This is a genomic window from Pseudomonas sp. 91RF (genome assembly GCF_003576265.1).
GTDB classification, from domain to species: domain Bacteria; phylum Pseudomonadota; class Gammaproteobacteria; order Pseudomonadales; family Pseudomonadaceae; genus Aquipseudomonas; species Aquipseudomonas kribbensis.
This window is the reverse complement of the sequence record NZ_QWFC01000014.1, coordinates 196,532-208,806: the sequence shown is the minus strand read 5'-3', so window position 1 is coordinate 208,806 and position 12,275 is coordinate 196,532. Positions and strand designations below refer to the sequence as shown.

The window sequence follows — 12,275 nt, the reverse complement described above, 5'->3', positions numbered from 1 at the left end:
TTTAGTCCTGCTAAAGGCTTACTTAGGAAGTTTCGTTAGTCACGTTGAAGCGAGGTAGGCAGTATCGCCGACATTGCGCTTGTCCTACAAAAAATGGCGGCGATTCCTACTCCATTGCTTGTAAGGCTTTAGCATGGCTATCAGTGTTTTCGATCTATTCAAAGTCGGCATCGGTCCGTCCAGTTCCCACACCGTCGGCCCGATGCGCGCCGCCGCGACCTTCGCCCAGGCCCTGATCGACCAGCATTTGCTGCTGGATGTGAACCGGGTGGAAATCCGTTTGTATGGCTCGCTCTCGGCCACAGGCGTCGGTCACGCCACCGACCGCGCAACGGTCATGGGCCTGATGGGCGAATGGCCGGACAGCATCGATCCGTCGACCATCGATCCGCGCATCCAGCAACTGCGGGAAACCGGCCAACTCTGTCTGGCCGGGCAGAGAGACATTGCCTTCAACTGGCAGCACGATCTCCTGCTGCTGGACGAGAGCCTGCCCTACCACCCCAACGCCATGTCGCTGACAGCCTTTGGCGAAACCGCCGAGCTGTTCACGCAAACGTACTACTCGGTCGGCGGCGGTTTCATCATCGAAGCGGCTGAAGCCGAATCCGGCGTAGCACCGGCCGGTGACGTCGAGTTGCCCTACGATTTTTCCAGCGCCGTCGAACTGCTGGCACTGTGCAAGCAGCACAACCTGCGGGTTTCCGAACTGATGATGGCCAACGAACGGGCCTGGCGCAGCGATGCCGAGATCCGTCAGGGCCTGCTGCATATCTGGTCGGTGATGCGCGAATGCGTCGAGCAAGGTTTGCGTCACGAAGGCGTCCTGCCTGGCGGTCTGAATGTTCCGCGTCGTGCGGCGAAATTGCACCGTAGTCTGCTGGAAATCGGCAAGCCGAATGTCATCAGCTCGACCCTGTCGGCGATGGAGTGGGTCAACCTGTTCGCCCTCGCCGTCAACGAAGAAAACGCCGCCGGCGGGCGCATGGTCACCGCGCCGACCAACGGTGCCGCCGGGATCATTCCGGCCGTTCTGCACTACTACATGAAATTCAATCCGGATGCGTCCGACGATGACGTGGTCGCATTCTTTCTGGGCGCGGCCGCCGTCGGCATCCTGTGCAAGAAAAACGCTTCGATCTCCGGTGCCGAAGTCGGCTGCCAGGGCGAAGTCGGCTCTGCCTGCGCGATGGCCGCTGCAGGTCTGGCCGATGTGCTCGGTGCCACGCCGGAGCAACTGGAAAACGCCGCAGAGATCGGCCTGGAACACAACTTGGGCCTGACCTGCGATCCGGTCGGTGGCCTGGTGCAAGTACCGTGCATCGAGCGCAACGCCATCGCTGCGGTGAAGGCGATCAACGCTACGCAAATGGCCCTGCGCGGCGACGGCAAACACTTCATTTCCCTCGACCGGGTAATCCGCACCATGCGCGATACCGGCGCCGACATGCATGACAAATACAAAGAGACTTCACGGGGCGGCCTGGCCGTGAGCTGGGTGGAGTGCTGAGGAGCGCTCCCTGACCGCCTGTAACACGTGAGCCCGAGCAAGAATAATAACGAGGCAAAAACGATGACCGATGTACGTACACCTGCTGCCGAAAATCCTGCTGTAGACCGCACACGCAATAACGAAACCGCCCACAAGGGCTGGAGCAAATTCGACACCACCTGGATGCTCGGCCTGTACGGCACCGCGATCGGTGCCGGTACGCTGTTCCTGCCGATCAACGCCGGTGTCGGCGGCTTCTGGCCGTTGCTGATCCTGGCATTGCTGGCGTTCCCGATGACCTTCTTCGCGCACCGGGGCCTGACCCGCTTCGTGCTGTCGGGCCGCTCCGGTGACATCACCGAAGTGGTGGAGGAACACTTCGGCATCGGTGCCGGCAAACTGATCACGCTGCTGTATTTCTTCGCGATCTTCCCGATCCTGCTGGTGTACAGCGTGGCGCTGACCAACACCCTGAGCAGCTTTCTCGAACATCAGTTGCACATCGCCCCGCCGCCGCGCGCAGTGCTGTCGCTGGCGTTGATCCTCGGTTTGATGGCCATCGTGCGTTGCGGTCAAAGCGTCATCGTCAAAGCCATGAGCGTGCTGGTATATCCGTTCGTCGCCGCGTTGTTGTTGCTCGGCATCAGCCTGATTCCGAACTGGAACGGCGCATTCTTCGCCAGCGCCCAGGAACCGATGGAAATGTCGGTGTTCCTCAAGACCCTGTGGCTGGCGATCCCGGTGATGGTGTTCTCGTTCAACCATTCGCCGATCATTTCCGCCTTCGCCGTCGAGCAGAAACAGCGCTACGGCGACCAGGCCGAACGCAAGAGCAGCGGCATCCTCGCCATGGCCCACGGCATGATGGTGGTAACGGTGATGTTCTTCTGCTTCAGCTGCGTGCTGGCACTGTCGCCAGCCGATCTGGCAGCGGCCAAGGCGCAGAACATTTCGATCCTGTCGTACCTGGCCAATCACTTCCAGACGCCGGTCATCGCCTACGCCGCGCCGCTGATTGCGCTGGTGGCGATCACCAAATCCTTCCTCGGCCATTACATCGGCGCCAGCGAAGGCTTCCAGGGCATGATCGTCAAAAGCCTGCGCGGTCGTGGCCGGGTGATGTCGGCCAGCTGGCTGAATCGTGCGACCGCGCTGTTCATGATCCTCAGCTGCTGGGCCGTGGCGACTTTCAACCCGAGCATCCTCGGCATGATCGAAACCCTCGGCGGGCCAGTGATTGCCTGCCTGTTGTTCCTGATGCCGATGTACGCGATCCGCCGTGTGCCAGCCTTGCGCCAGTATTCGGGCCAGGTGTCCAACGTGTTCGTGGTGCTGATCGGCCTGATTGCACTGTCGGCGATCATCTACTCGGTTCTGCCCTGAAACGGGCCGTAAACGAAAAAGGCGAGCCATGGGCTCGCCTTCTTTTTGGCCGGTTTCATTGTTCGACAATTTTCCCGGCATGTCCCTTGCTACATCGTTGAAGGAGACAAGACCACGGAAGGGCCGACGGTCAGGTTTGGCGAACCAACCCGATCAAGGCCGGTCAACAACTGCACGTTCAATCAGGCGGTGACGCATCATGGACAATCCTTTTCAGATCATTACCGATGCCTTCGCGCCGGACTATCAGATCAACCTGAGCATTCAGGGCCTCGACGGCAGCATCATGCTGACCCTTTCCAACAGCGGCCGGATCGTCGCCAAACGGATGATCAGCGCCGAACAGCGCAACGATCCCAAACGCCTCAAACGCTTGGTGCAAAGCATCCAGTTCGGCATCGCAATCGAGCAGGGCCACAGCGCCATGGCGATCCTCGAAGCCATGACCCGTGGCGACGGGCTCACCCCGCCACCGCGGCAGATCAAGGGCCAGCATCGACCCTCGATCGGGCTTTAAAGCTCGCCCTTCTCGATCTCCGGGTGCTCACCGGAACCCGCACCGAGCTTGCGTTGCGGCTTCTCGATTTTCACCGAAGGGAATTGCGACGAAGCGTAACGCACCACCAGGATCGAGAACGCCAGTAGCAGAATTCCGCCGCACAGGTAAATGATGCCCATGTCCGGCGGGTTGTGGTGCGAGACGTTGGAGATCAGCAGGCGCGTCAGTGCGGTGATCGCCACGTAGATCAGGAAGCGCACCGGCATGTGGTTGGTCTTGAAATAAATCCCGACCATCGCCCCCAGTTCCAGATAGATGAACAGCAACAGAATGTCATCGATCTTGATGTGCCCTTCCTCGAGCATCCCGAGAAACTCCATCACCGCCGCCCAGGCGGTCACCGCACCAATGGCGAACAGCGCCAGGTAGTGGAAGGTCTCGACGAACAGGTTGCCCAGGGACTCGGCCAGTTGATGCACGTTTTGCCGCAGTTTCTCGGCCCAGTTGATTTTCACGATGAAGGTTCCTTAGCCCGGTTCGAGCGGATGTTGCGTGCTGGACGTGACGGTTATTGCGCACGTACGCAGATGCATGCAGAAAAGAGGCCACGCCATCATGGCGAGGCGCCGCGAAACCTGCGCCGTGGCGTTTGGTCGCACCTGCGCATGACCGTCGGGCTGACAAAATCCGAATCCGGTCTACATTAAAAAGCCACTACCCAAAGCGCAGGGATTCGCTTATCCTTTTCGCTGTATATAGATACAGTAGTCGCAAAGACAACTTAATGTGAAGGCATGTGAGGTGGTGAATGGCCGTCGAAGTGGTATACCGCAGCAGCCGAGATCTGGAGCGCTTGTTCATGGATAAAGCCGAAGCTGACCGTCATGACAAAATGCTCGAACTGGCCGAACTGTTGGCCGAAGTGCTGGAAAAAGCCGTTCCTTCGTTGAGCGAGCAGCAAGTGGAAGAAGTCGGGATCTACATGGCGAAGAACCGCGATGTGTTTGCCCGGGCGTTCAAGAGCCAGCCTGATGCCCTGTCGGAGCTGATCAACGCACCGGCGGCACCGGTTGTAGCGACCGAGACGGCAGACGCGGCCGAACCGGCAGAAGCCCCGGCCAAACCCGCCAAGGCGGCGAAGACTGCAAAGTAAGCGACACTTGAATTGAATAGCCCCTGAGTTGAACGACTCAGGGGCTTTTTCATGCCCGGACAAATCTCAGCGATACAACACTTTCTCCGCCAGCTCATCCGCCACCCGCGCGGGTGAACGTTTTTCCGCCTGGGCATGAGCGAAGACTTCGGTCAGCCGCGAACTGATCTTAGACAGGTGCGCGGTGATGGTCGTCAGCTCTTCACCCCGATGCTTGAGGGAAACGTAGATCAACCCGCCGGCATTGATCACATAATCCGGTGCATACAGGATGCCCCGCCGCTCCAGTTGATCGGCGACGTCCAGATGGGTCAGTTGATTGTTGGCCGAGCCTGCCACCGCCGAGCAGCGTAACTGGGTGACAGTATGGCTGTTGAGCACACCGCCCAAACCGCACGGCGCAAGAATGTCACACGGCGTGCTGAGTAGAGCGTCGTTGGCAATCGGATGGGCGTTGAGCTGCTCCATCGCCAGTTGCACCTTGCCATGGTCGATGTCGCTGACCAGTAGTTCCGCGCCAGCGGCGTGCAGCTGTTCGGCCAGTGCGTAACCGACGTTGCCCAGCCCCTGAATCGCTACGCGCAAGCCTTCGAGGTTGTCGCTGCCCAGCCTTGCCATGGCCGTGGCGCGAATTCCGGTGAACACGCCCATCGCGGCATGGGGCGCCGGGTCGCCGGCGGACGTGGTGCTGGTGACATGCTGGGTCTGCTGGGCGATGCAGTCCATGTCCGCCACCGACGTGCCGCTGTCGATGGCGGTGATGTAACGACCGTCGAGCTGATCGATGCAACGTCCGAATGCTTCGAACAGCGCGCCACGGTTTTCCACATGGGCCGGCCGTACGATCACGGCGACGCCGCCGCCCTGGGCCAGACCGGCCAGCGCGGCTTTGTAACTCATGCCCTGGGCCAGGCGTATGGCGTCCGCGACGGCGGACTCGTCATTCGGATAGGCAAGATAACGACACCCGCCCAGGGCTGGCCCGAGGCGACTGTTATGGATGGCAATGACCGCCTTCAATCCGGAGACCGGATCAACGCTAAGGTGCAGCGATTCCAGGCGAGTGCTTTGCATGAGAGCGAACATCGGCAGGCTCCCGAATCACTTCTGGTAGTCGCCAGTATAGGCTTGCGCCCAAAAATTGCTGAAGCGCACGGGAATAAGGCCCGACAGCGACCAATGCGTTGCGGCATAACCCGATGGCAGAGCGGCGCGGCACTGGACGAATGTCAGAGACGGGGCTAAAACGAGGCATTCTCCGGAGATTTTGATGAGTCCGCGCCAACGTTTTTTCGAGTGTCTGCACCGTTCACCGCCTGCGCTGCTGGAGGCAGCGTTGTGGATGGCCGCCGAGCACGATAAGCACGTCGATCCCGATGCGCTGTTGCAGGACTTCATCGAGCTGCAGCAACGGGTCAGCTTTGGTTTGCCGTTGTTGCCAGTCAGCGAGCTGGCGCAACCGATGTTGCGGCGCATGGTCGAGCTGGGCTTCGCGCAAGACGATTTTGCGCCAGTGCGCCCGCAGGCGGCGCTGCTGAACAAGGTGTTACAGACCCGCCGCGGTCAACCACTGGCTCTGGCGTTGATTGCTCTGGAACTGGCCCGAGGCCTGGAGATTCCGCTGGTGGGCGTGAACTTCCCCGGGCATTTCCTGCTGAAGGTTCCCGGCGCCGATCACTTGCTTGATCCCTGCGGAGGACGGCGCCTGTATCCGAACGATTGTCGCGAACTGCTGCATCGCCAATACGGCCACCAGATGCAACTCAAGGCCGAACACCTGCTGACCGCCACACCACTGCAAATGCTGCAACGTCTGTCACGCAATCTGCGTCAGTTGCATTTGACCCACGATGACTACATCGCGGCGCTGATTGATGCCGAGCGAGTGCTCGAACTGGGCAATGCCAGCGTCGCCGACTACCTCGCCCGAGCCAGCCTGTACCAGCGCCTGGACTGCCCGAACGCCGAGCGCTTCGACCTGGAACACGCGCTGTTGCTCAGTGACGACCCGATCCAGCGGCTTCGCCTGACGGAGCGGCTGGGACATCTGCCGCCCAATTCGGTGGTGCACTGACTGACCCCGCCGAAGGCGAACGCACCTGAATGATCAACAATGCCGCGATCACCGCCGGAATCGCGCAGAAGAAGAAAATCTGCTCCACCGGAATGTGCATCGCCAGCAACAGGCTGCCGAACAACGGCCCGAGAATCGATCCGAATCGTCCGACACCCAACGCCCAACCAGTGCCGGTGGCGCGCACGTGGGCTGGATAGAAATTGCTGGCGAAGGCATTCAGCGTCAGTTGGCCACCGATGATGCAGACCCCCGCCGCAAACACACAGGCCACCAGATAACGCGGATTGTCGTGATTCAGGCCCAGCAGAATCGTGCAGACCGCCGCGCCGGCCAGCACACCGGACAGCAGACGCACCTTGCTTTTCAAACGGTCGGCGAACCACGCCATGCAGATCGCACCCAGCGTACCGGCGAACAGGAACATCGACGTCACCAGGTTCGCTTCATTGAGTTTCAGGCCACTTTCCAGCAGCAGCGACGGCAGCCAGCTGATCATGAAATACAGCAGGATCAGGCTGACGAAAAACGTCGCCCAGATCAGCAAGGTCGGGCGTGCGTAACCGTTGCGGAACAATTCCACCACGGTCAGTTTGCTGCCCTGCTCCCGCTCGTTCTGCTCGACCGACGCGGCGGGCGGTTGCCAGTCCGGCAGCATCCGCGCGGTGACCTTGCGCAGGCGTGCATACGGTGGCGCATCACGCAGCAGGCGTGGCAAGGATTCCGGCAGCATCCACCAGAGAAACGGGAACAACAGCAACGGTGTGACACCACCAGCGAGGAACACTGCCTGCCAGCCAAAACGGTCGATGAATCCGGCCGCCACAAAACCACCTGCCGCCCCGCCGAAAGAGAAACCGCACGCCGCCAGCGTCACCATCAGCGTGCGCAGGCGTGGCGGTGAATATTCCGACATCAACGCCATGGCGCTGGGCATTGCGCCGCCCATGCCGATGCCGCAGATGAAGCGCGCGATCATCAGAGTATTCAGGGAGTCGGCGAACACCATCAGCACGGTGAGGCTGGCGTAGATCAGCACACAGGCGAGCAGAATCCGCCGCACGCCGAAGCGGTCGGCCAGCGGCGTCACGGCCAGCGAACCGAGGGTCAGGCCCAGCAGGTTGGCACTGAACACCGGGCCGAACGCCGATTTCTCCAGGCCCCAGTCCTGCGCCAGCGCCGGTACCACGTAACCGAGCACCTGGGCGTCATAGCCGTCAGTGACCAGCAGCAAGGCGAGAAGAATCAGGAGCAACCACTGAAAGCGGGACACAGGACGGGCGTCGAGTGCCGCCCGGAAGCTGGCAATCTGGTTGTGCATCGCAAGGTACCTGTTTTGTTTTTATGATTTTTGGTGCCGCAACTAAAGCCTTGTGGGAGCGAGCCTGCTCGCGATGACGGCGGCACATCCACGATCGATGTGACAGAGATACCGCTATCGCGAGCAGGCTCGCTCCTACAGGGGTTACGGGGTGTCCGGCTGATTCGCCGGATGCGCCGCAATGAATGCCGGATGTTCAGCGGCCAACGCGGCCACCCGACGAATCCGGGGAAAAGCCTCCAGCGAAACGTTGAAACGCTCGGCCGCGTACAGCTGCGGAATCAGGTACACGTCAGCCACGCACGGCCACTCGCCGAAACAGAAGCCGCTGTCGCCGATCAACTGCTCCACAGTCGCCAGCCCCTGACTGATCCAGTGGCCGATCCATTCGTTCACCTGCGTTTCGTCATGGCCCAGACCGCGCAGGCGATTGAGCACGCTGACGTTGTGCAGCGGATGCACGTCGCAACCGATCACCGCCGCCACGCCGCGCACCTGGGCGCGGGCAACGAGGTCTTCGGGCAGCAACGGCACTTGTGGATAACGCTCTTCCAGGTACTCGATGATGGCCGGCGACTGAATCAGCAGCTTGCCGTCGTCAGTGCGCAGCGCTGGCACGCGGCCCTGGGGATTGATCGCCAGGTACGCCGGTTGCCGATGCTCGCCACCGGGCGGTGCGATCAGGTTGACCGGCAACGCCTGATAGTCGAGGCCCTTGAGCGCCAGCGCGATCCGCACCCGATACGACGAGGTGGAACGGTAATAGGTATAGAGATCCATGAGCCGCTCCTGTCAGCGTGCCGCCAGCACGGTGCCACGGCATTCGCCGAAACCGATGGAGGCAAAACCTTCGCGGGCGCATCGAGCGCGCAGGATGATTTCATCGCCATCTTCGAGGAACTTGCGCACCTCACCGGAGGCCAGTTCGATCGGCTTTTTGCCGCCCTCGGTGATTTCGAGCAGGCTGCCGAACTGACCGTTTTCAGGGCCGGACAACGTGCCCGAACCGAACAGGTCACCGGCCTGCAACTGGCAGCCGTTGACGCTGTGGTGCGCGACCATTTGCGCGACGGTCCAGTACATGTAGCGGGTGTTGCTCAGGGTCAGACGATGAGCCGGCAGGTTCTGCTCGCGCATTTTCTCGGTGAGTAGCAACACCTCCAGCTCGATGTCGAAACCACCGCCATCCTGATCACGCTTGTCGAGCAGATACGGCAGCGGCTGCGGATCGCCTTGCGGACGCGCCGGTTGCGCGGTGCGGAATGGCGCCAGCGCTTCGGCAGTCACCACCCATGGCGAGACGCTGGTGATGAAGCTCTTGGACAGGAACGGGCCGAGCGGCTGATATTCCCACGCCTGGATGTCACGGGCCGACCAGTCGTTGAGCAGACAGAAACCGGCGATGTGTTCTGCGGCATCGCCAATGGCAATCGGCTCGCCCATCTCGTTGCCCTGACCGATCCAGATCCCCAGCTCCAGTTCATAGTCCAGCCGCGCGCAAGGGCCGAAAGTCGGCTCTGTCGCACCCGCCGGCAGGGTCTGGCCTTTCGGACGGCGCACGTCGGTGCCGGAAGCACGCACGGTGGACGCACGACCGTGGTAGCCGATCGGCACGTGTTTGTAGTTCGGCAGCAGCGGGTTGTCCGGACGGAACAGTTTGCCGACGTTCTGCGCGTGCTCGATGCCGACGTAGAAGTCGGTGTAGTCACTGATGCGCGCCGGCAGGTGCAGCTGGCAATCGGCGGCCAGCGGCAGCAGTTTCGCGCCCTGGGCTTCGATGTTGCCGCGATGGGTACTGCCCTCGCTGAACAGTTCCAGCAGACGTTCGCGCAGGGCAACGCGGGCATCGCGACCGAGTTCAAAGAATGCGTTCAACTGACCGCCGTGCATGGCTTCGACTGCACTGCGCGCGGCGCCGTCGAACAGCCCGGCCTCCAGCGCCACTTGCAGATCGAAGATGTGTTCGCCAATCGCCACGCCCGCGCGCGGCGCCGAGCCATTGACGCTGAACACGCCCAGCGGCAGGTTCTGCAACGGGAAATCGGTGTGGCCGTTGGCCGAAGCGACCCAGCTGCGGGTGATGGAATTCTGAGTCATGGGTTATCTCCGGGTCGGGTCGAACGTGGCGGGCAGCGTGGCCCAGCAAGCGTCGTAAGTGGATTGCAGTTGCGGGCAGTCGAGGGCGAAGCGGCTTGGGCGCAGCACCTGGCTGGTCTCGAACATGAAAGCCATGGTGTTGTCGATCTTCGCCGGTTTCAGGTCCGCGTTGATGGCCTTGGTGCAGGTCTCGCCGTCCGGGCCGTGAGCGCTCATGCAGCTGTGCAGGGACGCACCGCCGGGCACGAAACCTTCGGCCTTGGCGTCGTATTCGCCCTGGATCAGGCCCATGAATTCGTTCATCAGGTTGCGGTGGAACCACGGCGGACGGAAGGTGTTCTCGGCCACCATCCAGCGCGGCGGGAAGATCACGAAGTCGAGGTTGGCCAGACCGTGGACGCTGGTCGGCGAGGTCAGCACGGTGAAGATCGACGGGTCCGGGTGATCGAAACTGACGGTGCCGATGGTGTTGAAGCGGCGCAGATCATACTTGTACGGCACGTTGTTGCCGTGCCAGGCCACCACGTTCAGCGGCGAGTGATTGAGTTCGGTGCCCCACAGCTGGCCGAGGAATTTCTGCACCAGCGTCGTCGGTTGTTGCAGGTTTTCGTAAGCGGCGACCGGGGTCAGGAAATCCCTTGGATTGGCCAGACCGTTGCTGCCGATCGGCCCCAGGTCCGGCAGGCGCAGCGGCGCGCCGTGGTTCTCGGCGATGTAACCGCGCGCCTGCGCATCGAGCAATTCGACGCGGAATTTCAGGCCCCGTGGCAGCACGGCGATTTCCAGCGGCGCCACTTCCAGCACGCCGAGCTCGGTGGCGATACGCAGGCGACCCAGTTGCGGCACCAGCAGCAGCTCGCCGTCGGCGTTGAAGAACACCCGTTCCATCGAACGGTTGGCGCAATAGTGGTAGATGCTGATCCCGGCAGGTTTTTCGGCGGCGGAATTGGCCGCCATGCTCACCAGTCCGTCGATGAAATCGGTCGGCTCGGACGGAATCTCCAGCGGATTCCAGCGCAAGCGATTGGGGGTGACTTCACCCAGCGGGCCGCCCGCCAGCTGCCGCTCCAGTTTGACGAATGCCGGGTGATTGGCCGACGGCTGGATCCGGTACATCCAGGTGCGCCGCGCTTCGCTGCGGGTCATGGTGAACGCGGTGCCGGAGAACAGTTCGGTGTACAGACCGTAAGGGGCTTTCTGCGGAGAGTTCTGGCCGACGGGCAGTGCACCCGGCAACGCTTCGGAGCTGAATTCGTTGCCGAAACCGGACTGGTAAGCCAGGGCTGAATCGAGGTTCATGGAGCCTCCTGAACAGGGAGTCGGCATGGCCGGACGCTCTGGATCAGAGGTCTTGGCACGCCGGGGTTATTTTTATCGTAATTCAATTACGCATAACGTAATTTGCTCGCTATCCAGCGTCAAGCTATAAAGACGCCCATTCGTTCCGGGACACGGCAGCACCATGGAAAAAACCAGCGACAGCAACGGCAAACAGAAAGTCCGCTCCGCCGAAGTCGGCACCGACATCCTCAAGGCTCTGGCCGAGTTGTCGCCGTCCACTTCGCTGTCGCGCCTGGCCGAACATGTGCAGATGCCGGCGAGCAAGGTGCATCGCTATCTGCAGGCCTTGATCGCCAGCGGTTTCGCCGAACAGAACACCGCCACCAACCATTACGGTCTCGGCCGCGAAGCGTTGCGTGTGGGTCTGGCCGCACTCAACAGTATGGACGTGCTGAAAGTCGCCGCCCTGCCGCTGGCCGAACTGCGCGACGAACTCAACGAAACCTGTTTCCTCGCCGTGTGGGGCAATCAGGGCGCGACCGTTGTACACATCGAACCGGCGGTGCGCGCGGTGACGGTGGTGACGCAACTGGGCTCGGTGCTGCCGCTGCTCAGTTCATCCACCGGACTGGTCTTCGGCGCGTACCTGCCGCACCGGGAAACCGACGAATTGCGCGAACAGGAAACCGCCAGCGGCGGCCATCCGCTGGCAGACGAAAAAGCCTATACGGCGTTATGCGAACAGATCCGCGAACGCGGTCTGCATCATGTGCACGGTTTGCTGATGCCCGGTGTCGATGCCCTCTCGGCACCGGTGTTCAACGCCCTCGGGCAGATCGCGGCGGTGTTGACCATCGTCGGCCCGACGTCGCTGTTCCACGCCGACGAAAACGGCCCGGCGGCGCAGCGGTTGCTGGCGGCGACACGGGCCGTGAGTTGGCGGATGGGCCATGAGCCTCAAGCCTGAACGCTTGA

11 protein-coding genes and 1 pseudogene are annotated in these 12,275 nt (G+C 61.6%); 6 read left to right on the top strand and 6 right to left on the bottom strand.

Annotated elements, in window-relative coordinates:
* Nucleotides 1-133 precede the first annotated feature (133 nt).
* From DXT77_RS04320 to DXT77_RS04310, 3 genes are all read left to right on the top strand, one after another.
* Entirely contained in the window at nt 134-1,510 is a 1,377-nt protein-coding gene (locus DXT77_RS04320) for an L-serine ammonia-lyase (protein ID WP_119426744.1), read from the top strand.
* Between the two features lie 63 nt (nt 1,511-1,573).
* Nucleotides 1,574-2,875, top strand: coding sequence for an HAAAP family serine/threonine permease (locus DXT77_RS04315; protein ID WP_119426743.1), 1,302 nt, complete (start codon nt 1,574-1,576; stop codon nt 2,873-2,875).
* Between the two features lie 199 nt (nt 2,876-3,074).
* Nucleotides 3,075-3,392 (top strand): DUF3509 domain-containing protein, encoded by a 318-nt coding sequence (locus DXT77_RS04310; protein ID WP_085729667.1) that lies wholly within the window; start codon nt 3,075-3,077, stop codon nt 3,390-3,392.
* Here the strand turns inward: DXT77_RS04310 and DXT77_RS04305 are convergent.
* Nucleotides 3,389-3,889, bottom strand: a complete 501-nt coding sequence (locus DXT77_RS04305; RefSeq protein WP_003221775.1) for a phosphate-starvation-inducible protein PsiE — start codon at nt 3,887-3,889, stop codon at nt 3,389-3,391. The genes DXT77_RS04310 and DXT77_RS04305 overlap by 4 nt on opposite strands.
* A gap of 293 nt (nt 3,890-4,182) precedes the next feature.
* Here DXT77_RS04305 and DXT77_RS04300 point away from each other — a divergent pair.
* Nucleotides 4,183-4,440, top strand: a pseudogene (locus DXT77_RS04300) (YebG family protein); the annotation flags it as partial.
* A 153-nt stretch (nt 4,441-4,593) separates the two neighbouring features.
* Here DXT77_RS04300 and DXT77_RS04295 read toward each other — a convergent pair.
* Nucleotides 4,594-5,613: a Glu/Leu/Phe/Val dehydrogenase dimerization domain-containing protein gene (locus tag DXT77_RS04295; protein ID WP_085711736.1), complete on the bottom strand. Its 1,020-nt coding sequence runs from the start codon at nt 5,611-5,613 to the stop codon at nt 4,594-4,596.
* Nucleotides 5,614-5,797: 184 nt separating this feature from the next.
* Here DXT77_RS04295 and DXT77_RS04290 point away from each other — a divergent pair, with 184 nt between their 5' ends.
* On the top strand, nt 5,798-6,601 hold the full coding sequence (locus tag DXT77_RS04290; protein WP_119426741.1) for a SirB1 family protein: 804 nt from the start codon (nt 5,798-5,800) through the stop codon (nt 6,599-6,601).
* On the opposite strand, the gene DXT77_RS04285 is transcribed toward DXT77_RS04290, so the two are convergent.
* From DXT77_RS04285 to hmgA, 4 genes are all read right to left on the bottom strand, one after another.
* Nucleotides 6,525-7,922, bottom strand: coding sequence for an aromatic acid/H+ symport family MFS transporter (locus DXT77_RS04285; protein ID WP_119426740.1), 1,398 nt, complete (start codon nt 7,920-7,922; stop codon nt 6,525-6,527). The genes DXT77_RS04290 and DXT77_RS04285 overlap by 77 nt on opposite strands.
* A 144-nt stretch (nt 7,923-8,066) precedes the next feature.
* Entirely contained in the window at nt 8,067-8,702 is a 636-nt protein-coding gene (maiA, locus tag DXT77_RS04280; RefSeq protein WP_119426739.1) for a maleylacetoacetate isomerase, read from the bottom strand.
* Between the two features lie 12 nt (nt 8,703-8,714).
* Nucleotides 8,715-10,019 carry a fumarylacetoacetase gene (gene fahA / locus DXT77_RS04275; RefSeq protein WP_119426738.1) on the bottom strand — a complete coding sequence of 435 codons (1,305 nt, stop codon included), beginning with the start codon at nt 10,017-10,019 and terminating at the stop codon, nt 8,715-8,717.
* 3 nt (nt 10,020-10,022) lie between these two features.
* A complete protein-coding gene (hmgA, locus tag DXT77_RS04270; RefSeq protein WP_119426737.1) occupies nt 10,023-11,318 on the bottom strand; it encodes a homogentisate 1,2-dioxygenase in 1,296 nt (431 codons plus the stop codon).
* Between the two features lie 163 nt (nt 11,319-11,481).
* Between hmgA and DXT77_RS04265 the strand changes: the two genes are divergently transcribed.
* Nucleotides 11,482-12,267, top strand: a complete 786-nt coding sequence (locus DXT77_RS04265; RefSeq protein ID WP_119426736.1) for an IclR family transcriptional regulator — start codon at nt 11,482-11,484, stop codon at nt 12,265-12,267.
* Nucleotides 12,268-12,275: the final 8 nt, after the last annotated feature.

Coding starts and splice junctions, on each gene's coding strand:
- DXT77_RS04320 (WP_119426744.1), top strand. CDS start 134: ATGGCTATCAGTGTTTTCGATCTATTCAAAGTCGGCATCGGTCCGTCC.
- DXT77_RS04315 (WP_119426743.1), top strand. CDS start 1,574: ATGACCGATGTACGTACACCTGCTGCCGAAAATCCTGCTGTAGACCGC.
- DXT77_RS04310 (WP_085729667.1), top strand. CDS start 3,075: ATGGACAATCCTTTTCAGATCATTACCGATGCCTTCGCGCCGGACTAT.
- DXT77_RS04295 (WP_085711736.1), bottom strand. CDS start 5,613: ATGTTCGCTCTCATGCAAAGCACTCGCCTGGAATCGCTGCACCTTAGC.
- DXT77_RS04290 (WP_119426741.1), top strand. CDS start 5,798: ATGAGTCCGCGCCAACGTTTTTTCGAGTGTCTGCACCGTTCACCGCCT.
- DXT77_RS04285 (WP_119426740.1), bottom strand. CDS start 7,922: ATGCACAACCAGATTGCCAGCTTCCGGGCGGCACTCGACGCCCGTCCT.
- maiA (WP_119426739.1), bottom strand. CDS start 8,702: ATGGATCTCTATACCTATTACCGTTCCACCTCGTCGTATCGGGTGCGG.
- fahA (WP_119426738.1), bottom strand. CDS start 10,019: ATGACTCAGAATTCCATCACCCGCAGCTGGGTCGCTTCGGCCAACGGC.
- hmgA (WP_119426737.1), bottom strand. CDS start 11,318: ATGAACCTCGATTCAGCCCTGGCTTACCAGTCCGGTTTCGGCAACGAA.
- DXT77_RS04265 (WP_119426736.1), top strand. CDS start 11,482: ATGGAAAAAACCAGCGACAGCAACGGCAAACAGAAAGTCCGCTCCGCC.